20 protein-coding genes are annotated in these 22,639 nt (G+C 43.0%); 10 read left to right on the top strand and 10 right to left on the bottom strand.

Annotation, left to right across the window (positions count from 1 at the left end):
- Positions 1-4: 4 nt before the first annotated feature.
- The 3 genes from AHMF7605_RS08220 to AHMF7605_RS08210 all read right to left on the bottom strand — a co-directional run bounded on the left by AHMF7605_RS08220 (position 5) and on the right by AHMF7605_RS08210 (position 5,960).
- Positions 5-856 (bottom strand): hydroxypyruvate isomerase family protein, encoded by an 852-nt coding sequence (locus tag AHMF7605_RS08220; protein WP_106933397.1) that lies wholly within the window; start codon positions 854-856, stop codon positions 5-7.
- Between the two features lie 182 nt (positions 857-1,038).
- Positions 1,039-2,826, bottom strand: a complete 1,788-nt coding sequence (locus AHMF7605_RS08215; RefSeq protein ID WP_106928204.1) for a RagB/SusD family nutrient uptake outer membrane protein — start codon at positions 2,824-2,826, stop codon at positions 1,039-1,041.
- A gap of 17 nt (positions 2,827-2,843) precedes the next feature.
- A complete protein-coding gene (locus tag AHMF7605_RS08210) occupies positions 2,844-5,960 on the bottom strand; it encodes a SusC/RagA family TonB-linked outer membrane protein (protein WP_106928202.1) in 3,117 nt (1,038 codons plus the stop codon).
- 1,065 nt (positions 5,961-7,025) lie between these two features.
- Between AHMF7605_RS08210 and AHMF7605_RS08200 the strand changes: the two genes are divergently transcribed.
- From AHMF7605_RS08200 to AHMF7605_RS08185, 5 genes are all read left to right on the top strand, one after another.
- Positions 7,026-9,494 carry a TonB-dependent receptor domain-containing protein gene (locus tag AHMF7605_RS08200; protein WP_106928198.1) on the top strand — a complete coding sequence of 823 codons (2,469 nt, stop codon included), beginning with the start codon at positions 7,026-7,028 and terminating at the stop codon, positions 9,492-9,494.
- Between the two features lie 122 nt (positions 9,495-9,616).
- The gene (locus AHMF7605_RS29660) at positions 9,617-9,784 is read left to right on the top strand and encodes a hypothetical protein (protein WP_158267477.1); all 168 of its coding nucleotides are present in this window, start codon (positions 9,617-9,619) and stop codon (positions 9,782-9,784) included.
- Positions 9,771-10,103 carry a type II toxin-antitoxin system VapC family toxin gene (locus AHMF7605_RS08195; RefSeq protein WP_233218979.1) on the top strand — a complete coding sequence of 111 codons (333 nt, stop codon included), beginning with the start codon at positions 9,771-9,773 and terminating at the stop codon, positions 10,101-10,103. The genes AHMF7605_RS29660 and AHMF7605_RS08195 overlap by 14 nt, the downstream gene beginning before the upstream one ends.
- A gap of 58 nt (positions 10,104-10,161) precedes the next feature.
- Positions 10,162-10,377, top strand: a complete 216-nt coding sequence (locus tag AHMF7605_RS31090) for a dihydrofolate reductase family protein (RefSeq protein WP_146153546.1) — start codon at positions 10,162-10,164, stop codon at positions 10,375-10,377.
- Between the two features lie 254 nt (positions 10,378-10,631).
- Positions 10,632-10,997, top strand: a complete 366-nt coding sequence (locus AHMF7605_RS08185) for a DUF2200 domain-containing protein (protein ID WP_106928194.1) — start codon at positions 10,632-10,634, stop codon at positions 10,995-10,997.
- Position 10,998: 1 nt separating this feature from the next.
- On the opposite strand, the gene AHMF7605_RS29655 is transcribed toward AHMF7605_RS08185, so the two are convergent.
- Entirely contained in the window at positions 10,999-11,169 is a 171-nt protein-coding gene (locus AHMF7605_RS29655) for a hypothetical protein (RefSeq protein ID WP_158267475.1), read from the bottom strand.
- A 73-nt stretch (positions 11,170-11,242) separates the two neighbouring features.
- Between AHMF7605_RS29655 and AHMF7605_RS08180 the strand changes: the two genes are divergently transcribed.
- From AHMF7605_RS08180 to AHMF7605_RS08170, 3 genes are all read left to right on the top strand, one after another.
- Positions 11,243-11,656, top strand: a complete 414-nt coding sequence (locus AHMF7605_RS08180) for a DUF6157 family protein (protein WP_106928192.1) — start codon at positions 11,243-11,245, stop codon at positions 11,654-11,656.
- Positions 11,657-11,784: 128 nt separating this feature from the next.
- Positions 11,785-12,201 carry an SRPBCC family protein gene (locus AHMF7605_RS08175; RefSeq protein ID WP_106928190.1) on the top strand — a complete coding sequence of 139 codons (417 nt, stop codon included), beginning with the start codon at positions 11,785-11,787 and terminating at the stop codon, positions 12,199-12,201.
- 171 nt (positions 12,202-12,372) lie between these two features.
- On the top strand, positions 12,373-12,906 hold the full coding sequence (locus AHMF7605_RS08170; protein ID WP_106928188.1) for a P-loop NTPase family protein: 534 nt from the start codon (positions 12,373-12,375) through the stop codon (positions 12,904-12,906).
- Positions 12,907-12,965: 59 nt separating this feature from the next.
- Here AHMF7605_RS08170 and AHMF7605_RS08165 read toward each other — a convergent pair whose 3' ends face one another.
- Together AHMF7605_RS08165 and AHMF7605_RS08160 are read right to left on the bottom strand one after the other, a co-directional pair.
- The gene (locus AHMF7605_RS08165; RefSeq protein WP_146153545.1) at positions 12,966-13,664 is read right to left on the bottom strand and encodes a GNAT family N-acetyltransferase; all 699 of its coding nucleotides are present in this window, start codon (positions 13,662-13,664) and stop codon (positions 12,966-12,968) included.
- Positions 13,665-13,843: 179 nt separating this feature from the next.
- A complete protein-coding gene (locus AHMF7605_RS08160) occupies positions 13,844-14,425 on the bottom strand; it encodes a Crp/Fnr family transcriptional regulator (RefSeq protein WP_106928184.1) in 582 nt (193 codons plus the stop codon).
- Between the two features lie 130 nt (positions 14,426-14,555).
- Between AHMF7605_RS08160 and AHMF7605_RS08155 the strand changes: the two genes are divergently transcribed.
- Entirely contained in the window at positions 14,556-15,548 is a 993-nt protein-coding gene (locus AHMF7605_RS08155) for an MBL fold metallo-hydrolase (RefSeq protein WP_106928182.1), read from the top strand.
- 539 nt (positions 15,549-16,087) lie between these two features.
- On the opposite strand, the gene AHMF7605_RS08150 is transcribed toward AHMF7605_RS08155, so the two are convergent.
- The 4 genes from AHMF7605_RS08150 to AHMF7605_RS08135 all read right to left on the bottom strand — a co-directional run bounded on the left by AHMF7605_RS08150 (position 16,088) and on the right by AHMF7605_RS08135 (position 21,447).
- Positions 16,088-18,262 (bottom strand): penicillin acylase family protein, encoded by a 2,175-nt coding sequence (locus tag AHMF7605_RS08150; protein ID WP_106928180.1) that lies wholly within the window; start codon positions 18,260-18,262, stop codon positions 16,088-16,090.
- A gap of 499 nt (positions 18,263-18,761) precedes the next feature.
- Positions 18,762-19,226 (bottom strand): RES family NAD+ phosphorylase, encoded by a 465-nt coding sequence (locus tag AHMF7605_RS08145; RefSeq protein WP_106928178.1) that lies wholly within the window; start codon positions 19,224-19,226, stop codon positions 18,762-18,764.
- Entirely contained in the window at positions 19,223-19,729 is a 507-nt protein-coding gene (gene parS / locus AHMF7605_RS08140; RefSeq protein ID WP_106928176.1) for a type II RES/Xre toxin-antitoxin system antitoxin, read from the bottom strand. The genes AHMF7605_RS08145 and parS overlap by 4 nt, the downstream gene beginning before the upstream one ends.
- A 359-nt stretch (positions 19,730-20,088) precedes the next feature.
- Positions 20,089-21,447, bottom strand: a complete 1,359-nt coding sequence (locus AHMF7605_RS08135; protein ID WP_106928174.1) for a glycosyltransferase — start codon at positions 21,445-21,447, stop codon at positions 20,089-20,091.
- Between AHMF7605_RS08135 and AHMF7605_RS08130 the strand changes: the two genes are divergently transcribed.
- Positions 21,434-22,579 (top strand): AraC family transcriptional regulator, encoded by a 1,146-nt coding sequence (locus AHMF7605_RS08130; RefSeq protein ID WP_106928172.1) that lies wholly within the window; start codon positions 21,434-21,436, stop codon positions 22,577-22,579. The two genes, AHMF7605_RS08135 and AHMF7605_RS08130, sit on opposite strands and share 14 nt — an antisense overlap.
- The last annotated feature ends 60 nt before the right edge of the window (positions 22,580-22,639 follow it).

Here is a 22,639-nt window from a genome sequence, read left to right as displayed (position 1 = left end):
AGCCTTATGCCACATCGCAAATCTGAACGCCTTGTTTTAAAGAAGCTAGTTTATCTTCGCGTTTCGGAATAAATTCCTGGGCCACAAAACCTTTGTAACCGGTAGCTACAATTGCTTTCATGATGGCGGGGTAGTTTAGTTCCTGGGTATCATCAATTTCGTTGCGGCCCGGTACGCCACCCGTGTGGTAATGCGAAATGTAATTCTGGTATTTATTAATGGTGGCAATTACGTCGCCTTCCATAATCTGCATGTGGTAAATATCGTAGAGCAATTTAAACCGGTCGGAGCCTACTTTGTCGGCCAGAGCAGCCCCCCAAGGAGTACGGTCGCACATGTAATCTTTGTGGTTTACCTTGCTATTAAGCAATTCCATCACCATGGTTACTTTGTATTTCTCGGCGGTAGGCATTAAACGTTTTAAACCCACCGCACAATTTTCCATCCCTTTCTCATCGTCCATACCCCGGCGGTTACCCGAAAAGCAAATAATCTGGTTAAAACCGGCAGCAGCAGCTTTAGGGATAACTTCTTCAAAACTTTTAACTAAAGCATCGTGGTACTGCGGATCGTTGAATCCTTTGTCAATGCCCATGCCTGCTCCCCAAGGCAATGCCGAAGTCAGACCGTATTTTTTAAGCGTGGGCCATTCCTCAGGGCCAACCAGTTCAATAGAAGTTAATCCAATTTTAGTCGCTGCTTTACACAAATCATCTAACGGAATTTTGTCGTAGCACCAGCGGCATACCGAATGGTTTACTTTGCCTTTCAACTTTTCACCCATTTGCGCATCGGCAGCGACTAAGCGATTAGTGAGGGAACTGCCCAGGGTAGCGACAGCTATCGAACCAGCCATTTTTTTTAGTGCCTTCCGGCGGGAATTATTTTCAGCCACGGATTAAATATTTAAAATTTTAAAAATAATGCTTGTTTGCAGAGGAAAAGGTAAGCCTCCAAACTGTTTGGTTTGGAGGCTTTTACTTAAAATAAAGTATTAATATTACTTACTTTTCTGCTTGAATCAAATAAAAACTTGGTTTAATAAAGCGGGTTTTGGATTAGCTTATTATTCCGGTTAGTTTCGTCGAGTTTAATGGGGAGAAAATAAAACCGGGGGTTCCATTCTCGGTCCTGAATTTTTATCGGCGCATACGTACGGTTAGTGATAGTGCCATCAGCATTCATATTACCGGTAACACTTACTCCTGCCGCATCAACATAGGCCTGGTCGGCAATCATCCAGCGGCGAACATCAAAATAGCGGTGCTCCTCGTAACCCAGCTCTACGCTGCGCTCGTTTCTATAACGGTCAATTAAGGCCTGACCCGTTTCCGTTACCGGGGGCATACCCGCCCGGGCTCTTACCTTATTGATATACGTGCGGGCTTCTTCTTCCTGGCCCAATTCCAGACAGGCTTCGGCATAATTTAAAAGTATCTCCGCATACCGGAAACGGCGGAAAGGATAGGTTTGCTTGTTATACTGATGATCGATATTAGGGTCAATGAACTTACGCAAATAATAACCGGTGTACGAGCCGTTCCAATCTTCAATAGGACCTTTACGGGTATCCAGGCCGGCAACGGTGGTGCCATCCGGTTTTTTATAATTTCCTACCTGTACAATGCCTAAAGGATCGGCGGCTTTTACATCGGCCGGGCGAGGCCGCCATTGGGCGCCTTCGTATAACACGCTGGCGTAAAAACGGGGATCGCGGTTTTGGTAAGGATTGGCTTTATGAGTGGGATTATTCCAATCAAACATACTGCCGTCCTGCATTTCGAACCGATCTACAAATTGCCCGACAGGAGAGCTTTCGCCCCAGTTGTGCCAGCCATTGGGTCCGGTAAAAAGGCCGGGATTAGGCGCGTCCCAGTTCGCATTGCGTAAGTTATCGTTAAACTGCAGGAAAATATCCTCGGCGTTCCCATTGTTCAAAAACAGGTTTGCGAAGTTTTTAGTAGCTTCGGCAGCGTTAGCCGGACTTTCACCCCCGAACAAGCTGTATTGATTCAAATCTATTACGGCTTTAGCGGCATCTTTCGCCGCTTGCCAACGAGCCTGCTGATCGCCGCCCACGTAACTCACCAGTTCTTTATTGGCGTAACCACCGGCCCAAGCGGCATTGCTGTTGTATAAATCGCTGGCCGCGTACAATAAGACTCGGGATTTTAAAGCTAGAGCCGCTCCTTTGGTGGCCCGCGCTTTATCTCCGGTAACCGGCAACAAGGTGGCTGCTTTATCCAGCTCTTCGGTAATAAATTTAATGCAGTTTTCGTAAGATTCCCGGGTAATGGTATAATCTTCATTCAGAGCGTACGATTTCGTGATCAGAGGTACTCCCCCGTAGAGCGACACCAGCTGGTGATAAAAATAAGCTCTTAGAAATAATACTTCCCCGGTAATAGTACTTTTTGCGGAGGCTTCATCATAAGGAACTGCTTCAATTTTTTCGAGGAAAATATTACAGGCCCGAATATTTTTATACGTATTGTCCCAGGTGATGTAGCGTTCGTGCGATACCCAAAAATTATTGTCGAAAACAAGTAAATTGCTGGGAGTGATTAAGCTCTTCGTTACGTTTTCGGTGTCCCAGTTAGCGTTGAACTGCGCCTCGTCCACCAGATTACTTAACATAATGGTATGAAACGGAGAAGGTATTCCGGTATAAATATTATTCACAAAGGCTTGAACTAAGGCTGGGTCATTCCATACCGACTCACCCGGATACTTATCAATTGGCTCTTGTTCCAAGAAATCTTTATCGCAGGAAAATGTGGTACTGGTGAGAGCTAAAGCTAAAATTATTTTATGTATTTTTTTCATGATTATTCATTCACTAATTAAAAGGTAACGGAAATACCGCCATTCACAATTTTTTGCAAAGGATAACCCTGGCCCGAGCCGGAGCTTAGTTCCGGATCAAAATCTTTGTAGTCGGGGCTGTAGGTTAATAAGTTGAAGGCATTTACATACACTCTAAGTTTTTGAATGCCCCACTTCTGGGTAATTTGCGGTAGGCTGTAGCCAAGCTCAATGTTTTTTAACCGGATGTAATCGGTTTTGTGCAGCCAATAGGTATTGCGGTTGCCTACCCAGTATTCATTGCTCCGGTTAAAAGTACGGGGGCCGGAAGCATTTATATTATCCGGAGTCCAGCGGTTTTCGTAGAAGCTTTGCAGGAAGTTGCCAATTTCGCCGGATTCGGTGCTGATGTAATTTACCGCGCCGGTAGCACTTTGAATTAAAGCCGAGAAGTCGAAACCTTTGTAGCCTAAACGAGCGGTTAAACCGGCCGTAAGCCTGGGGATATTGCTCTTATTATTACGTACCCGGTCGTTGGCATCTATTTTTCCGTCTTCATTTACATCTTTAAAAATGATATCACCCGGGCGGGCGCCGGGCCAATGCGGGTAAGCATCTACGGCAGCCTGGTCTTTGAATATACCCATTGCTTGATAATACAAGTCGTTATCCGGAGCGTAGGGATCCGTAGGAATCGGTCGGCCGGTAGTAAGCTGGTATTCCGGACGGCCAGGAGTTTCGTCCCAGAAAACAATGCGGTTTTTCGCGTAGCCGGCGTTAATACCTACTTCGTAAGTAAGTTCATTTTCAGTCCGATTATTGTAGGTTACACTAAAGTCAAAACCGCGGTTACCGGATTTACCGATGTTTTCGGGCGGTAACGACATACCCGTTGAAGTTGGAATAGAAGCGCTTCTTCTCCATAAAATATCGGAGCGCAGGTTATCAAAATAATCGGCGGTTACCACCAGGTGATTGTTCAGGAACTCCGCATCAATACCCACATTGCGCTGAATAGCTTTTTCCCAGGTAGTATTGGCATTCGGAACACCTGTTTCGTACAAAGTTGGGCTAAGCGTCGCTCCTCCATTATTAACGAAAGCATTACCGGCCGCTCCTAAACTGTAAGTAGAAAGGAAAGCATATTCCTGTAATACATTATTAAAGTAAACTTCATCCCAACCAGTTTTACCCCAGGATGCCCGCAGTTTAAAATAATTAATAAAACTCAGGTTATTTTTCCAGAAATCTTCTTCTGAAATATTATAACCTAACGATACCCCCGGGAAGAAACCAAAACGAGTGGCTTTTTCAAAAATGTAAGAGCCTTGGTACCGCCATACAAACTCGGCCAGGTACTTATTTTTGAAATTATAATTTACCCGCCCAAAATAATTTAAACGAGCATTGGCACTACCCGAACCGCCATTGGTTAAGTACTGGTCGGTAGCTCCGGCAAACATTTGATCGAGAGCGGTAGAAACAAAATTGCGGCGGTACGCATCAAACCGGTCCAGGCCACCGGTAATTTTTTCAATTCCTACCAGTAAGTTTACATTATGATCGGTTAAGAAAGTGCGGTCGTATTTTATTAAACCGTTCAGCAGTATCCGGTAATCATCTTCCATTCGTTCGGTTAAAGCCGGGCTATCGAAACCTTTTTTACCTTTAATTAGCACTGGCTGGCCGTTGGTATCGCGGGTCTGACCATCCCAGGAGTATAAATACCAGGGAGTTTGCCAGGTTTTCTGAAACCGGAAGTTTTTATCGATAGCCGCGTTTCCGGAAACGGAAAGGCCTTTTACCCAAGGAATATTTACATTTAATTTAAAGTTGGTATTGGCTACGTAGCGTTTGTCTCTATCGTAACCGGTAGCTTTGGTACTAACTACCACCGGGTTGTCGCCGTACTCAATATCCGGACCAGGAGTGCCATCGGGCCAGTAAGCCGGCAAGTTGGGTTTGCCCCGCATTACCATTCTAAAAATACTGCCGGCACTTCGGGTGGGGTAATTACGGTCTTCCATCCAGCCGGCTAAATCTACCCCAAAGCTGATGTTTTTGGTAATGTTTCCGTCCACGTTAGATCGTAAGTCGTATTGATTGTACTTGGCGCCGCTGTTATAATAATACCCTTGTTGCTCTCTGGAAGTAAGCGAAACAAAATACTTCATGGTTTCGCTGCCGCCGGATACCGATACGTTCGCTTGATTTTGACCCGACCAAGGTTTTAAAACTTCTTTGAACCAATCGGTGTTCGGGTGACCCCATGGATCAGAACCGTCCCGGAATTTTTGGATATCATCAGGTGAAAAACGCGGAGGATTACCGGCGTATTGGTCAATTTCAGTTAACATGGTTGCGTAACCTGCAGCATCTGCCATTTCCGGCAAGCGGGTAGGGCGACCAAAGCCCTGGTTAAAGGAAGCAGTAATGGTAGGTTTGCCCACTTTCCCTCTTTTAGTGGTTACTAGAATAACGCCGTTAGCAGCCTGGGCGCCGTAAATAGCCGCCGAAGCATCTTTCAGTACCGAAATGTTTTCGATGGTATTCGGGTCAATTCTTTCCAGTGACCGGCCGGGTACCCCATCTACTACAATTAACGGGTCTGATTTGCCGAATGAATTTAAACCCCGGATTCTTAACCGGGAGGCATCATTCCCCGGTTCGCCGCTGGCGGCTACGGCCGTTAAACCGGGTAAGCGCCCGGCTAAATTATTAGTTACGTTCAGAGAAGGACTTTTCGTAACTTCTTCTCCTTTTACAGCTGTTACCGAACCAGTCAAGGTTTCTTTCTTCTGGGTACCATAACCTACTACCACTACTTCCTGCAAGGTTTTAGTATCCGAAGAAAGCGCTACATTAATTACCGCTTGGTTATTAATAGCCACTTCTTTGTTCTGGTAACCAATAAAAGAAACAATTAAAGTACCATTGCCATTGGGAACGGCCAGTTGGTAATTGCCTTCCACATCGGTAACCGTACCGGTGGTAGTTCCTTTTAACAAAATAGTTACTCCAGGGAGAGATTCTCCTCCGTCGCCGGTAACTTTGCCTTTAATGGTAAGCCCTTGGGCTTGCAACCCTAAAGCTGCGAAAAGTACTAGTTGAAGAGTAAGAATAAACTTTAACTTTTTACGTAAGCAAATTTGCATAAATTGATAAAATTTGGTGAATAAATAAGTGATAGACTAGTTATTGTAAGTTAAAATATATACTTATCATATATTGTATTTAATACAATAACCGCTACCTAAGTTAAAATGAAAGTTTAAAAAATGCTATAAGGGTTTAAAAATTTAGAATTTATGTGGCAGAAAAGGGTTTGATCTTGTATGATTTACAATAACTTCTTTAATTCTTTAGTTTATTTTTAATGAAATTCGCCATTAAACGGGTATTGCTCGCCTAAAAATGAAAGATTTGAAAAATTAGTAGGGGAGGAAAGCAGGGAAATTTAAAAATTACTGCCTTACTTAAACGGAAAGTAGGTTCGTTCTGAAAATTGTACTTTGGGAAATCTGATCTTTATATAATGCTTAGGATTTCTTACCTATCCCTTTTGCCGGATTAATGCCAAAACTAAGGATGCTCCTATTAGAAAAACTTGGTAATAAGATGGGCTTTAAGTTCGTGCCAGTTAACTGGGGAATCTCTTAATTGTAAGAAAATGATCTCTTCAGAAATTTTAACCAGTTTACTATTATCCTCCCCAACCTCCTTCGAAGGGGGAGTATTTTCACCTGATTGGCTTAAACGATAGGAATATCCCGATTGGTGTAAGTACTTTTCTGATTATTAACTTTATCTTATATTATTTATTATTAGCAATATTCTTGGCTTCGTTGACGACTAACAAACTATCTACAACTAAAAACATAAAAATATTTTCTCACAACTACTTAACGTAAATTTAATCTGCCTACGAGCCGAAAATTTTGTAAAACAGTATTAAATAAATTAGTTTTATTCCCGTTTTTAAGTAGTCGCCTAATCCGGTGCCATACTTTCCGAGGAGACTCTTTTGATTTTTCGTGGGCTTGCCTCTCTTTTATATAACCGGCTAATAAGCTTTGCTTAACCAGTAAATTTTTTAGTGCAAATTTAAGGTGTTTACAGGGTAAGGTGCCTTCTAAAATAAAGGTACAACCGCTACTCGCCTTATCTAATACTTTGCTTTGCCCAACACTTAATTTCATAGTTTGCTTATATCGGTTACCATGAAACACTTTATCACGATTATTTTCTTTAGTTTTATTGGTTACTCTATTACGCGTGCCCAGGATATTGTACCCGCAGCTCCTGGCCTGAACGGCACTGTTAAAGGCATAATCCAGGATTCCCTGAAGCAGGAGCCATTGGGTTATGTTACCGTTATTATCTTGGAAAAAGGTAAAAATGAACCCGTAAAAACTGCTTTAACGAAAGACAACGGTTCTTTTGAAATCAGTGGCTTGTCTGCCAAATCGTATCAGTTAGCGTTGGCTTTTGTAGGCTACAGCAATAAGAAAATGGATTTGCTGGCTTTTACGCCCGAAAAACTGGTGGCAGACGTGGGTACCATTTTACTAAGCACCACTACTAAGCAGTTGAAAGAAGTGGAAATTGTAACTGAGCGACCCCTGGTAAAACAAGATATAGATAAAATTACCTACGACGTAAGCGCCGACCCGGAAAGCAAAACTTTAAACGCGCTGGATATGCTCCGCAAAGTGCCCCTTATTACCGTAGATGCCGACGACAACATTGAGTTAAAAGGCAATAGTAACTACAAAGTGCTGGTAAACGGCAAAACTTCCTCGTTGTTTGTGCGCAACCCTAAAGATGTTTTTAAAAGTATGCCGGCTAGTTCCATCAAAAACATCGAGGTTATTACTAACCCCCCGTCTAAGTACGAGGCCGAAGGCGTGGGAGGCATCATCAATATTATTACTCATAAAAAAACCATGGGCGGCTATAATGGTTCCGTTAACATTGGGGCCGGGCAACCACAAAGCTACCAATTAGGCGGCTATGTAACCGCTAAGGTTAAAAAGTTGGGCGTTACGGGTAATTATTTTTACAACGATTATAAATCCCCGGCCGGTCGCAATAACTTATTCCGGCGCGATGCTGTCAATAATCAGTTAAACCAAGTAGGCGAAAGCCAGTACGAAGGCGATTACCAGTACGCCGGGGGCGAGTTGAGCTACGAAATTGATACTTTAAATTTGCTTACCGGTAATTTAGGTTTTAACCGGGGCCGTAACAACAACGACTTAACCCAGAAAGTACAAAACCTGAATAGTGCGGGCACTTTAACCCAAGCCTATGACCGCTTAAACAATGGTAGCGGCCAATGGCGGGGCATAGATGTGGGTTTAGATTACCAACGTACGTTTAAACGCAACAAAGACCAGATTTTAACTTTTTCCTACAAATTCAATCAGAACGGCGACGACTCGTATTCGGATTTTCGGGTAGTACCCGTTCTGAACTACCCGGATGATATTATCAGCAAAACTGAAAATAACGGCAAAACCAACGAGCATACGTATCAGGCGGATTACGTACAGCCCATTAAAAAGCAAACCCTGGAGCTGGGGGTAAAATCCATTCTTCGGAATAGCAAAAGCGATTATTACTATTCTGATCTAGAGGAAAGCAGCCAGTCGTATGTAGTGGATCCTAGCCGCACCAATAATTTTGAGTACCAGCAGGATATTTACGCGGCATATACTTCTTTCAATTTAAAGAAAGATAAATGGGGTTTACGGGTAGGTAGCCGATTAGAAGAAACCCGGATTGACGCTAATTTTAAATCGTCCGGCGAATTCGTGAAGCAAGATTATTTTAACTTAATTCCGAGCGTAGCCCTCTCTAGGCAGTTAAAAGGAACGGCGGCCATAAAAGGCTCGTACACGCAACGCATTGAACGGCCCGGACTTTGGTATTTAAACCCGTACCGCAACGAGATTGACCCCCGCAATATTTATTTCGGAAATCCGGCCCTCCAGCCCGCCGTGAATCATGCTTTTGATGTATCGTACAGCAATTTTATAAAAGGCTCTTCTATTAACGGCAGCTTATTTTACAATTTTACCAACGAGTCTATCCAACCCTTTACCACTTTAAACGGCGATACGGCTATTACTACCTACGGCAATATCGGTAAAAACCATACGTTGGGTTTATCGCTCAACGGCAATGTGGCCATTACCAAAAAGTTTAATGTTAACCTGAACGGTAGTCTCAACTACGTGCGCTTAAGCAGCTTCTTAAGGGGTTTACCGGTAAACAACGAAGGTTTGATGGCCAATGTTTTTGGTTACGCCAGTTACCGCCTGGAGAAAGGCTGGCGTTTGAGCGCGAACGTGGGGGTAAATTCGCCGCGTATAACTTTGCAAGGCACCTCGGCGTCGTATTCGTACCATTCGTTCTCCGTGAACAAGCAATTGTTTAAAGGCGAAAAAGGCGGTATTTCTTTCTCGGTAAGTAGTCCATTTCAGAAGCGCCGCCGTTGGTTGAGCGAAATCAACGACCTCCAATTTTACCAGCGCCAGGAATCCTACTACGTCATGCGCCGGTTTAACCTGTCTTTTAATTACCGTTTTGGGAAACTGGAAAGCGGCATTGCCCGCAAAAAACGCGGCATCCAGAACGACGACGTAAAAAGCGGCGGTGGCCAAAGCACTGGAACCGGGAATTAGAAGAGGAAGTATTGTTGGATTTAGATCAATTATTATATATCTAGTAAGAAATGCCTTCGTTAAGTTATAGAGGTGAGAATAAATAAATTATAAGGATTTTTAGATTTAAGAAAACTTAAATTATGGTAACTATTATAAAAAAAGGAACTCCCAAAGACAAAATTAAAAAACGCGTAGCGGAAGTTGTAGCCAAAGTTCCTAAAAATGGTATTAGGCAATACGCGGGTAAGTTACCTATGGAGATTGATCCTTTAGAATACCAAAGAAACGTAAGAAATGAGAGGGAATAAACTTTTTGTTGATACCAACATTTTGCTGTATTTCTTAAAAGGAGAATCAGAAGTAATAGAAATGCTAGCGGATAAAGATTTGATTATATCGTTCGTTACCGAATTAGAGTTACTTTCCTTTCCTAAAATCTCACCAAATTCAGAAGAAGTTATTCAAGGATTATTAAAGAATTGTTCTATAATTGATTTAACCGCAGAAATCAAAGAGTTAATTATCCGATTTAGGAGAGAATCAAAACTAAAGCTACCAGATGCTATTGTTGCCGCTACAGCATGTTATTTAAAATTACCCTTACCTACTGCTGATAAACAATTCTGATTATTCAGGATTTGGAGTTAATTCTATATGAAATGTGAAACAGGAGCCATTTCTCCCTATGCTTCAACGTGGTCGGATGCGGCTGTTGCCATCGACCTGGTGGCCGATATTACGAAATATGAAACGGCAAGAAGGAAAGCCTATTTTCGCTCATGGTGGAGTTAGCTTTGCCCAGAACCTCGTGAAGCATGGACTGGTGGACGAATTCAGGTTCTCCATTCACTCGGTTGCAATAGGAAAAGGAATTTCAGGGTGTGTGACCATCCCCATCTGATAGACTTACAATTGGTGAGTTCTACTCCCTTTCCTTCGGGAGCTAGTGTAAACATTTAGACTGCGAAATATATAGTAAAGCAACCAATAGGCGGTTGGATAATATGGCGGGATGACGAATAGGTGCGATACAAGAGAACACTTAATAAAAGTTTTTGATAAATTTAAGCTAATGAAATACTAACGCCGGTACATCAGCAAGCCTTTTCTTGTTACCAGCACTATTAAACGACAGTAAACGCTAATATACCAGCTATGAACACATCTACCACCCACCATCAGCGTATCGCCAAAATGCTTTTTTCCACGGTTTACCCTTTGTATCTGGCAAAAATAGAGAAGAAAGGCCGATCCAAAGTAGAATTAAATCAGGTAATTGAGTGGTTAACCGGCTTCGACCCTAATAAGGTGCAGAACCTGATAAATGAAAAGGTAACTTTTGAAGTATTCTTCCGACAGGCTACGCTCAACCCCAGTGCAAATCTTATTACCGGTGTAATTTGTGGGTACCGGGTAGAGGAAATTGAAGATACTTTAACGCAGCAGGTCAGGTATTTGGATAAGTTGGTGGATGAGTTGGCCAAGGGCAGAAAGATGGAAAAAATTTTGCGCGGCTTGTAGTTTATGCGGAAGCAATATTGTTGCGGTGGACGGCTCCTAAATCTGGAAGAGTAATAAAAAGCAAGGTAAACCACCAGAAGGAAGCACTACTGTTAACGGCGGCTTTGCGCAATGGCGGGTAACGAGAACTTTTTACTTTTACGGTTCTTTTAATACATTCGTGTTGGCCCACAGTTGGTTTCTTTAAAACCGCCGCCGAAGGAAAGCCCCAGAGCTATTATAATGAAAATACAACAAGAAATTACATGAAAGTTCATACGACCAATTACCCAAACACCTTTATCCAAATAGCGGAGGATTGCCCGGCAGCAAGGGGAGAAATTCCGCCCGTGAAAGGAGATACCAAAACGGTGGCGAATATTCAATTTGAACTCGTTCGAAAAAATCCTTATAAGTTTACTTCGGATGAGGTGCTTTTCCGGGTATTTGCGGAACGTAAGGAGTTAACCGAAGCTGAACTGGAACAAGCCAGAGCCCAATTTTTTTCCAAAGGGCAACCTTGCTTTCGAGCTTCCCCCTTACCAAAGCGGTATGGCTGGGGAGTGCACAGCGATAAAGACGGGAAAATTGCCTTAGTAGCCTGTGATACTCCTGAATACGCAAAATTATCATCCGACAAAAATTTGAAGATTTTTAATGCAATGCGGTCCAGTAAGTAATAATAAGATAGCTTTAGTTGTATTTTTTATAAATTTAGGAGAAAAAGCTTCGCAGTTGTTGGATCAGATAAGAGTATACCACAATCAACCAAATACATTCAGATTAATCAATACAAAGTAACAGAACTATGGAGCAAACAAAAATTACGGTAGATGCCACTATTGCAGCGCACATCAGCAAAGTTTGGGAATATTATACCCAGCCCGAACATATTACGAAATGGAATTTTGCCACCAGTGATTGGCAATGCCCAAAAGCAGAGAACGATTTAAAACCGGGCGGAAAATACAGCGCCCGAATGGAAGCGAAAGACGGAAGTTTTGGTTTCGACTTTGAAGCCATTTATGATGAAGTTATTGACCAAAAGAAGCTTACTTACACCATGGGTGACGGCAGGCAAGCAACCACTGATTTTGAGAACCTGGAGGGAACCACCAAAGTAACGACAACTTTTGACGCGGAAAATACCAATGAGGTAGAAATGCAACGAGCCGGTTGGCAGGCAATCCTAAACAATTTTAAAAAATACGCCGAAACCAACTAACAAACTTAAGTAGCCAACTACTAACAGGGGCATTGCGTTCGGAGCAGCTTGAGAATAGAACTTGTTGTCAGGTTTTCTATTAAGACTTTATTTTGAAATTGGCCTGATAACAAATTATTGCTGCCCCGAACGCAATCCTCCAACTTTTGCGCGAACTACTAAACTAAACCCATGGATGGCGACAGAGAAAAAAGTATTTATTTTATTACGGGGGCTTCTGGGGTAGGAAAAACAACTTTAATTAATCAACTCGGGAACAAGTACAAAAGTAAGCCTTGGGCATTTTTTCACTTTGATTCAATCGGGGTTCCTTCACTACTCGAAATGACGAATGCGTTTGGATCACCTAACCGTTGGCAGGAAGTTAAAACTCATGCGTGGATAACTAGAATCTTGCACGAACCTTGGAAGGAGAAAATCTTTTTAGAGGGGCAGGTAAATTTAGAATTTATTCGCGCGGGTTTTGCCAAACAGGGTTTTGAGGAATACACGATTATACTATTGGATTGCAGCGAAGAAGAAATGAGAAAAAGACTCACTTACCATCGTATGCAACCCGAGTTATTTACGGCAGATATGAGAAACTGGCTTAAATTCCTGAGAAAACAAGCCGAAGAATTAGGAACCCTGCGCATCGATACCAGCCACTTGACCAAAGAAGAGGTAATAAAGACATTCGAGGAAAAGCTCCACCTGTATGGTTAAATATTATTTCCAGAAATACCTTAATCGCACTGAAATATACTTTTCGCTCTTAATATGTTTTATTGTAAAGCAAGCTTAGTGTTTTGGATAACATACACCACCATTTCCCGCCTGGTTTGAAAGCCGATTTTAGCGTATAAGTTATAAGCTGGACTATTTTCGCTATTTAAATGCAGAATGGGGATTCGGGACTCGGCCAGTATTTGGCTAACCTGATGCATAACCAGTTTTTTAGCCAACCCTTTACCAGTATAACCGGCATCCGTGCAAACCGCGCTTATTTCGGTATACATACCTGGCTTCAGGCGCTGCCCGGCCATGGCAATTAATTTACTTTCTTCAAAAAAACCGAAGTAACTTCCTAATTGGATAGTACCGGATAAAAAAGGGCCGGGCTTGGTTCTTTGCGTTAAATTGAGCATAGCCGGAACATCGGTTTCTTTTAAAGCCACCAGGTTTTTATCGACTTCCCATAATGGGGGAGCAGAATGCGGGTATACCATTTGCGTGATAGCCTTCTCCACCAGAGTTTTCCAGCCCGTCGGTACCTGCATTTTACCGGGAGTAAAAAGTATAAAGGAATCTTCCGGCGAACTTTGTTCCTGTAAGTATTTAAAATTACTTTCGGAGTACACGTCCATCGCCGCAAAAAGGCCAACATCCCTTTGCATAAATTTAACCTGCGTATTGCCGTAGGCTATATTTTTATTTCCGGATTGAAGCGCCATCCAGATTGGATTATCGAGGGGGTGTTCCAATGTTCTTAAATTGGCTTTGGGATTTTAATCGTAAATGCCCCGCAAAATAGACAGAAATACGAAACGTTGATTAGGGCAAGTAATACATTTCTGCTAAAAACCATTATTTTAACCGGAAATTTTACTCCACCTTAGCTAGAAAATCAAAATAGCTAATTCCCTGGGTAGCTAGGTAGAAATTATTTTCTGGCCCGAATGCGGCTCAGGGTTTCCGGAGTAATGCCCAAGTACGAAGCGATGTAAACTAAAGGCACACGCTGCAGAATAAACGGTTGCCGCTGGAGTAATTGCCGGTAGCGGTCTTCGGGCGTGTCGAGTAAAAAAGATTCTTCGCGGAGGGTTTTGCGGTTAAACAATCCTTCAATAACCAATCGACCCAACTTTTGCCAGTTAGGGTAGCGCTCGTATAAATCCAGAATGGTGCTGCGGTTAAAAGTAACGAGGGTAGTAGGTTCCATGGCTACAATATTAAACCGCACCGGCATTTGAGTAATAAAGCTCTGGTAACCGCCCGTAGACATGTGCTCGAAATTAAAATCGTTGGTAACTTCTTTGCCCTCCACGAGGTAATAATGCCGTACATACCCTTTGGCCACGTAAGCACAATGCAAACATACCGCGTCTTGCCTTAAAAAATGTTCTTTCCGGTTCAAATACCGGATTAGGGTTCGTTCCCGGAAGGCCTGCCACTCTTCGTTGGTAAATACCACTAATCGGGCATAACTTTTCCGGGCCTGCGCATAGATTTCGTCGTCTGTCAAAGTTCTTTAAACTGTTTTATCATGGAATAAGCCACCCTGTTCCGGATGGTGGTAAATTTTGATTTGCATCAAGGTTTTAGAGCAGCTGCTCCTTTTACTTTGCCTTATCAAAATACTTAAAATACAAGTAATGATGAGGCAAATATGTAAAATTTTTGGCAGTGTTTTGCTGTTGGGTCTGAGCAGTTGTTATACTCCTCAACCGGTAGCTGGGCCGGATGTACCGGCTACTTTATCTAACAAAAGCTGGGTAAAATATCCGGGTTTAAAATTGCATGTGTTTAATACCGGCACGAACCGGGTTCCCGATATGCTGGCAGGCCCTAACCAACCCTGGCGGCCGGTGCCGGCTTTTGTTATAGAACACCCGCAGCGCGGCTTAGTAGTTTTTGATTGCGGATTAGGTCCGGAAATCGCGGAAAAACAAGAAGGGGCCTTGCATCCGCTGGTAGGTTTATTATTTAAATCGCGGTCGGCAGTTGGTGGTGATTTGGTCAGCCAGATGCGCCGCGACGGCTGGCTTCCCCAAAAAGTAAATACCGTTATTTTATCGCATTTGCATTTCGACCATACCGGTGCGGCGCCCGCTTTTACCAACGCTACTTTTGTAACCGCCAAAGGAGTGAAATTCAAAAATACTTCCCGCCTGGCTGGCTTCGAACCAACTCATACTGCCTGGATTGCTCCCACGCGCCACCAAGAAATTGATTTTACCAAGGGTAAGCCTTACGCCACTTTCCCCCGCACGGTAGACCTTTTCGGTGATGGCAGCATTATTTTGGTGCAGGGCGAGGGTCACTCGGAAGGCGACATGGCCGCTATTGTGCATTTACCCCAGGGCCCGGTATTGTTAACCGGCGATGCGGTTGTTCATTTTGATTGGTTGAACTCCCAGGATATACAAAAAATAGCGCACCACCCGCAAGAAGCCGCTATCGTGCGTAATCAGGTAAGGGCATTGCGCCGGGCAGAACCAGCGGTAGTAGTAATACCCGGCCATGACCTTTCGGAAGTTCCGGAAAAACGCCCCGATATTATGCGGCACCACAAGCAACTTTTTCAACCGGAAACCTGGCTTTCTCAACCTAAATCCTCAAAACAACTCGTTCAAGGCTTGAATTAATAATAGGCACGGGTTCAATGTCCTTAAACTTAAATATTTTTTTAAGTATTTTAATTGGATGTCGGTTATTGTGCTCTTACTCCTTTCAAAATGATAAACCCGGTAAGTTCTCCAGAATAAAAAAAGCTGGCGCGAGGCTCCAGCCGCGTGGCTAACTATTTGGTAGTCCTCTTGCCGGGCAAGTCGATAAAACTGAGCTATGAGGATGAAAGTTAATTCCAGCCAGCCAGAGGCCGGACGATACTCCTCACGAGCGGGACGCTCGCGATAGAAAAGACCAAACAGTTTAACTAAAGCACATTAAAAACCGGCTTCCAGAGCATTCCCGATTAAAAAATAAAATAATAGACATCCAAATGCAGAGAACCGCACAGTTGACAAGATTTGGTATAAAAGTAAAAGTTTATAAATGCCATCAAGCTTGTAATAATAAAAGACGTACTATTAGCGGTTTGTCTTAGGAACGGATGCCTGTTTTTAGGTGCTGGTATTAGAAAAGAGCTGTAAAAGAGCAAACTTCTTTTTAAAATAATAAATTTTTACTCTCCCGGATGGTAGGTTTTTTCCGCGTGCTTGGCCACATCTTCCCGGTAAAATAATACCTCCTTGAACTGGCCTTTCGTGTACATAATTGCCTGATCATCGAAATGCTTGGATTTAGGGTCGCCGCTGTTACCGCCGGCCAGTAAAGATTTTGCTTTTATTCTTTTGCCAAATTCTACGGCGCACACAAAACTGTTGCCATTGTAGCCGTAGCGTTTATTCGTGCCGGGATAGGTGCGGCTAACGAAAGAAGGCAAACAACCCCACGTGGAAGGCGCAAAGCCGCTGGGCAAACTAGGCTGCGCATCGTCAAATTTCTGGTCGAGGTCACCGGAAAGGCGCTGATAACGGTTTATTTCGCCCCAGGCTACCTGCCATTTACCAAACTTACTTTGCAGTTCCAGTTTTACCTCGAGTAACGGACCTAATAATTGATCAGCGGAAGCAGTTTGAGCAAATTTCTGGGTTTTCTGTACCTGGTCGGCCTCGCCTTGATCCACGTACACCTGCCGGATAGCGGGACTTAGTTTCTGCGCCCATTCAATGGCTAATGTAGTAGCTACGGAGGTTTCGGAAGAATTGCGGTCCCAGTCGGTTAATAGTTTCATGGGTTCCGCTAGAGGTTGGTAAGTAGCGGTACCTTTATTCTCTTCGTAGGCTTTTAGTAAAGCGGGTAGCAGCACATCAAAAGCGACTAGATGGGTGTTATAAGCCGCGGCAATTACTTTATCTAGGGTGTATTTCTCACTGCTCCCGAAAATTTTAACGGCGTTAATGCCCCGAAAATTTTCCCCGTCCGGCGCCATGTAGGCGGGGTAGTTTTCTTTCTTCGGACTGCTCGGGCCAGAAGCGGTAAAAGGCGTAGAGTTGCAGTTCTGAATCCAGCCGCTGGACGGGTTATACAAGTGCACCGATTCGTCTACCTTGTGCAATCCCTGCCATTCGGTAGCCGCCACGCTGCCATCTATCGGTTTCGACCAATTAAGTTTAGGGTCCCGGATGGGAATAAAATTGCCGTGCCAGTAAGCAATGTTGCCTTTATTATCGGCATAAACCGTGTTATTGGAAGTGTTGGCTTTTAAATCCATAACTTTTTTGTATTCATCCAAGCTTTTGGCCTTGGTTCGCTGCCAACTTTGGATTAAACTGGTCAGGGAACGATTATAAGATTTTAAGCTGAGCCATTTGCCGTTGCGTTGCGCCATTACCGGCCCGTGGTGGGTATAGTAGGCAGTGATAATTTTAGTTTTCAGGGCGTTGCCTTCGCGGTAACGAAGAGTAATTTTTTTCTGGGTAACGGGCTTTAGCGAATTATTAAACTGGTAGAATAAGGCCTTGTTTTTCTTGATTATTTTCTCTTCGTACAAATCAGCAACGTCGGTGTTGCCGGAAGTATGCATCCAGCCGCAATGTTCGTTAAAACCTTGATAAACAAAAAACTGCCCCCAGGTAACCGCGCCGTAGGCATTTAAACCTTCCTGACTTTGCACTTGCACTTCGGGCCGGAAATAAAAGGTAACGTGCGGATTAATGTACAAAATAGCGTTACCCGATTCGGTTTTTGCCGGCGCAAAAGCAAACCCGTTGGAACCGCTGGGCAATTCGGCATTTTTAGGAATAGCGCTCGAAAAATCCTGCGAGCCGGTGTAAAAATTTTTTAATTCAGTTACTGTAACATCGGCGGTATTAATGGCGCCAATGCTGCCGTCGGTCCAGAGCAACGGGTACCAGGGTTTAAACCGGTGCAGCAAAGCGGGTTTTACCTGCGAATTTTTGTACAAGTAATAATTAATACCGTCGGCGTAAGCGTTTAACAATTTCTTGAGCCAAGGCTCGGCTTTGTTATAATCCGCAACCGCTTCGGTAGAATCAATGAGTAAGCGAATGAGCAAATCATTGTACAATTCCGATTCACCTTTTACTTCGGCCAGCCGACCTAGTTTCTCGATGTAATTCATTTCTACCCGCTTAAAATCATCTTCGCACTGGGCGTACAACAGTCCAAAAACTGCATCCGCATCGGTAGTACCGTAGATATGCGGAATACCAAAGTTGTCGCGGATAATGGTAGTTTGTTTGGCCTTCTGCTGCCAGCGATTAATTTCCGTAGGAGTAAAGGATTGGGCAAGCAGTTGCAGCGGGAGGAACAAAAGAAAAAAAACTTTTTTCATAAGCTAAACGCAAATTCTGAGTCTAAAATCGGAGAAGCAAGAAAGGGCCTCTGCCTAAATACATATTTAAAACATAGACCTTAAGAAACCTATCTATTCGAATAACTCTCTAAAAATTTAGTTTGTTCTCAGAAAATTCTGCCAGTTACTTTTATTTTAAAGTATTCATCAAATATTTGTTAGGTGGCGGCGGAAACTAGAGATTAAGTATTAGTTATTTTTCAATTGGGAAAGATTAAAACAAATCACCTCCCTGGGTAAAAAGGGGATTCTACTTTTCCCCTTGTTCACTAGTTTTCACTTGAACAGGTATTTAAATTTAGTTCTTCTTTATTTATTATTGTCATTCACAAGGAAACTTATTAAACTCCTGGACTCAAACTGCTACTAAGAAATTTCCATTTGAATTAAAGGCTAATATCATTTTTTCGGTGGCTTGGCGACTTATCAGCAAATCTCCCTTTGCATGACAAAAGTTGACTCTTGCTGAAAGATGAATTTATATTTTTTGGAATAACCGGCTATCAAAAGAAAAAGGGGCCGGCTCTCCCACCAAGGTTACCTGATGGATTAACGGATGTAGGGGATTTATCAGGTAGTTAAAATCACCGGGTACTACTGCCGAAGGAACTTTCAGAACGAGCGATTTTCCGGTTTTTACAAAATTATCTCCGAATTGTTGGGTAGAAAAAGAACGAGGAAAGGCGTTCCAGTCAGGTGGTAAATTACTTTGTTCTACTTCCGTTACCGAATCATCCGGAATACGTAGGCTTACCAGAAAATAATCTTTGGGTAGAATTCCTACCGGAATATGAACGGCTACTTCGGCCATACTCAGTGCCCGCGAATCGGCGGTATAAACCAGTGCTGTGCCTTTACTGTTCCAACGACCTCCAACTTTAAACGCACCGGTTCCTGAAAGGTCGGTGCAGTACATTTGTTTGCTCAACCGGAAAACAATCATGCAAATACACCGTATTCGATCCGGATTAATTCGTCTTGCAATAATTGAATGCCAAAGCTGCTGTCCAGTAAATCTTTTGGCTTTCCATTTCCTAAAACAATATTGCTGGTATTTAACCAGGTATTAAAATGATTCTTATCTCCAAAAACGGCAATACCTTTTTTAAATAATTGCATTATTTCTAAAATTCTTTCGGATTGCAGCGGGTCGAAGGTGCTTTTTTCTTTTTTATAGCGTTGTAAGGTTTTTTCGGACAAGTGCAGGTATTGCGACCACTCGGCTTGCGAGAAAGATACTTCAGCGGCAAAATCCTGAAATAAATTAAAATGAACACCGGCCCTAACGGCTTTAATCAGGTAAAATACATTTTTGCCATCCTTTTCATCTACGGAGTTGCTTAACGCAGGAACGGGTTCTTCTTTTAATAAAGTAGTTACGTTCGTTGCCCGTTTTTTTCTACTAGCCGGATCAGAAGCTGGCCTTTTCTCCCTGGTAGCTTTCATAGGTGTGTTGCTTTTTGTAAATGTAAGGAATTTTGTCTAAATTATAACGACAATTGTCTTGATAAAGTTTGGAAATGAAAATTCGTCTTTTAATATTTCATGTCATCCGTATTTTAAAAGATGAGTAACTACTATTGGCAACAAATAAAAAGCAACCCTTACCCTATAAAGTAAAGGCTGCCTGTATAAAAGCTATATGAAAATTATATAAATAGCTAGTACGTACAAGGTTGTTTTACCTAAGAATTCCTGCTTTAAAATTAGGAGAATAAACAAGAATGGTAGTTTCTATAAGTAAATAGAACTTTTACTAAAATTTATTTAAAAATAGTTAGCAACGAATAATCAGCAACGACTAACTAATTCCAGGATGGCTCCGGCAACACCCCGGTGAGTTGGTTCACGTATTGTTCGCACAAAAGCGGAGCATTGTATTGCGTAAATTCAGCGGCTAAGGCGCGTACATTTTCCCGGTAAGTTTTATTGGTAAGTACCTGTTCTACGGCAACTTTAATTTGTTGCTGGGCCGGAGTTTCGGTTTTCAGGTTTATACCAAGTTTAAAATATCCTACCCGGGCGCAAATCTCGTTTTTGCCTTCGTGCTGACCGCCAACCACCATGGGTAAATGATTAGCAATGCTGAGTAAAACCCCGCCGTAGCCGCCATTAGAAACGTACACGTCCACCAAAGGCATAATCTGGCTAAACGGAATAAAGTCTTCGATTAGGCAATTAGCGTAAGGGTATTTCGCGCGGAGTTCAGCGGTGTGCCAACCAGCAGTAGTAACAATTACCAGATAATCCGAATTTTTATACGCTTCTAAAGTGGGAATAATTAATTTAGAACTATCCGCTTCGAAAGTGCCTTGCGTTACCAGAATTACTTTTTTATACGATTTCAATTTGTCCAGGAAAGGTAAGGGTTGGTAAGCAGATTCGGAGTAAGGCAGCAAAGGACCGATAAAATGGATATGAGAACTCAGGTCGCTGCGCTGGTATTCGAAACCGGGGGTACCGCTTTGCAAAAACACCGTTGATTTCTGAATGAGGGCGTCGAAAATATTGTATCGTCCGGTATCAATACCGTGCGCGCCCAATACCCGGCGCATAACTTTGTTTGGTTCGCGGAACAAGATTTTTTCAGCTAAGAAACGTTGCAAGGCTTGCTTGCCCCGACCGAAAATTCCCTTGGTCGGCGTAAGGCCCAGTAGGGCAGGCGGTAAATCTTTGGAAGTTTCGGTAAGAGGCGTGACTCCCACGGCAATAACGGGCTTGTTCAGCTTTTCTTTGACAAAAGGAATCCCGGTAAAAGCAGAATCGGCAATCAAGATATCAAACGGAAATGCTTGTTCCATTTCTTTAATGTCGGCGTAAAATTCCGGGCCGCGCAAAATGAAGTAATGACAAATATCAAAACTTAATTTTTTAACCTGACTTTTTATTTCCCGGCGCTGCGGATATACTTCGTCGATGTTCTGGACCGTAATTTCTTGAGCGTGTTTAAACGGTAAGTAGGGAATTTGCAGAGCTGCGAGTTTCTTAGCGAAGATAGAACCGGTATACCAACGCACGTCGTGCCCGGCCGCTTTCAGGTGAACCGCCAGACTGGTAAGCGGATTAAAATGGCCGTCGGCGGGCATGCAAGCAAATAAAATTCGTTTTTGGGAGCTTACGCTGGGTGTTACTACGGAGATAGTAGTTTGAATGGTAGCGGGCATAAAATTAGGTTTTAAAGGTCTAAAGGTTAGTGTTTTGTACCAGCAAAGTAACGGTTGGATTTACCCGGTAAAAAGGTTATATTGTGATAAAAACAATGCATTTTACGCCATGTCGTTACAAGCAACCGTAATCCGCGATATTTTACATCACGCTCCCACCTATGGAGCTGCCTATGACCAATTAAGTGCCCTTAGTGGCTTTAGGAAAGAAGATTTTACAGATTCGGAAAAACTGGTAGAGTGGGAGAAATCGGCGAAGTTGTGGGATTTACTGGTCAACCTGACTGGGGACGAGCTGATTGGTTTGCACATGGGCCTGGAAATTACCCCGGCTACCCTGGGCATGGTGGGGCTGTTGGTGCAAAGCAGTAAAAATGTAAGCGAAGCTTTTCAAGTGTATGCGCAATATGGCTACATGGTTTGCGCCATGATGGATATAACCTACACCGAAGCGGGTCGTACGGCTACCGTAGAATTTCACCAGAACAGCTTTTGGCAATCGAAATACCCCGTTAGTGCCCGGCAAGGAATGGATAATTCGCTTTCTGGTACCTTAAACATTCTCCGGGTTTTAACCGGTAAAAATATTTACCCCCTTGCCGTAGAAACCGAATATTCCAAAAAGAATATTAGTGAGTATACCCGCTTGCTTCAAACCACGGTCGTCTTTAACGCGCCGGTTACCAAAATAATTTTTCACCTCGACGATATGCTTTGTTCTTTAATAACCAGCGATAAATCGGTGTACGAGTTATTCACCAATATCCTGGGACAAAAGAAAGCTCTTTACCTGCAAAGCAGTTGCAGCAAAGCTTTAAAACAATTGCTGTTGATGCAGTTTAAAGGGCAAATTCCCACCATTGAAGAAGCAGCGGCTAATTTAAAAATGAGCCCGCGTAGCCTCCAACGCAAATTGCTCGAAGAAAAAACCAGCTACCGCCAACTAGCCAATGAAGTAAAAAAAGATATTGCCTTACAGCTTTTACGTCACTCCCCGCACAACATTACCCAAGTGGCCGGTATTTTAGGCTACTCCGACTTGCCCGCTTTCCGGCGCGCCTTTAAAAGCTGGACCCAGGAAACTCCCAAATCTCTGAAACGCCGCAACACGGAACAGCCGGAGTTGATGTAGAAAATTACTCTTTTTTAGTATTTTTGACAAATAGAAGAATACTCTATTTAACGGAAATTT

This window comes from Adhaeribacter arboris, from assembly GCF_003023845.1.
Lineage (GTDB): Bacteria > Bacteroidota > Bacteroidia > Cytophagales > Hymenobacteraceae > Adhaeribacter > Adhaeribacter arboris.
Note: the sequence above shows the minus strand (reverse complement) of the source record. Positions and strands in the feature narration are given on the sequence as shown.

Coding starts and splice junctions, on each gene's coding strand:
- AHMF7605_RS08220 (WP_106933397.1), bottom strand. CDS start 856: ATGGCTGGTTCGATAGCTGTCGCTACCCTGGGCAGTTCCCTCACTAAT.
- AHMF7605_RS08215 (WP_106928204.1), bottom strand. CDS start 2,826: ATGAAAAAAATACATAAAATAATTTTAGCTTTAGCTCTCACCAGTACC.
- AHMF7605_RS08210 (WP_106928202.1), bottom strand. CDS start 5,960: ATGCAAATTTGCTTACGTAAAAAGTTAAAGTTTATTCTTACTCTTCAA.
- AHMF7605_RS08200 (WP_106928198.1), top strand. CDS start 7,026: ATGAAACACTTTATCACGATTATTTTCTTTAGTTTTATTGGTTACTCT.
- AHMF7605_RS29660 (WP_158267477.1), top strand. CDS start 9,617: ATGGTAACTATTATAAAAAAAGGAACTCCCAAAGACAAAATTAAAAAA.
- AHMF7605_RS08195 (WP_233218979.1), top strand. CDS start 9,771: ATGAGAGGGAATAAACTTTTTGTTGATACCAACATTTTGCTGTATTTC.
- AHMF7605_RS31090 (WP_146153546.1), top strand. CDS start 10,162: ATGCTTCAACGTGGTCGGATGCGGCTGTTGCCATCGACCTGGTGGCCG.
- AHMF7605_RS08185 (WP_106928194.1), top strand. CDS start 10,632: ATGAACACATCTACCACCCACCATCAGCGTATCGCCAAAATGCTTTTT.
- AHMF7605_RS08180 (WP_106928192.1), top strand. CDS start 11,243: ATGAAAGTTCATACGACCAATTACCCAAACACCTTTATCCAAATAGCG.
- AHMF7605_RS08175 (WP_106928190.1), top strand. CDS start 11,785: ATGGAGCAAACAAAAATTACGGTAGATGCCACTATTGCAGCGCACATC.
- AHMF7605_RS08170 (WP_106928188.1), top strand. CDS start 12,373: ATGGATGGCGACAGAGAAAAAAGTATTTATTTTATTACGGGGGCTTCT.
- AHMF7605_RS08155 (WP_106928182.1), top strand. CDS start 14,556: ATGATGAGGCAAATATGTAAAATTTTTGGCAGTGTTTTGCTGTTGGGT.
- AHMF7605_RS08150 (WP_106928180.1), bottom strand. CDS start 18,262: ATGAAAAAAGTTTTTTTTCTTTTGTTCCTCCCGCTGCAACTGCTTGCC.
- AHMF7605_RS08145 (WP_106928178.1), bottom strand. CDS start 19,226: ATGATTGTTTTCCGGTTGAGCAAACAAATGTACTGCACCGACCTTTCA.
- parS (WP_106928176.1), bottom strand. CDS start 19,729: ATGAAAGCTACCAGGGAGAAAAGGCCAGCTTCTGATCCGGCTAGTAGA.
- AHMF7605_RS08130 (WP_106928172.1), top strand. CDS start 21,434: ATGGTAGCGGGCATAAAATTAGGTTTTAAAGGTCTAAAGGTTAGTGTT.
- AHMF7605_RS08135 (WP_106928174.1), bottom strand. CDS start 21,447: ATGCCCGCTACCATTCAAACTACTATCTCCGTAGTAACACCCAGCGTA.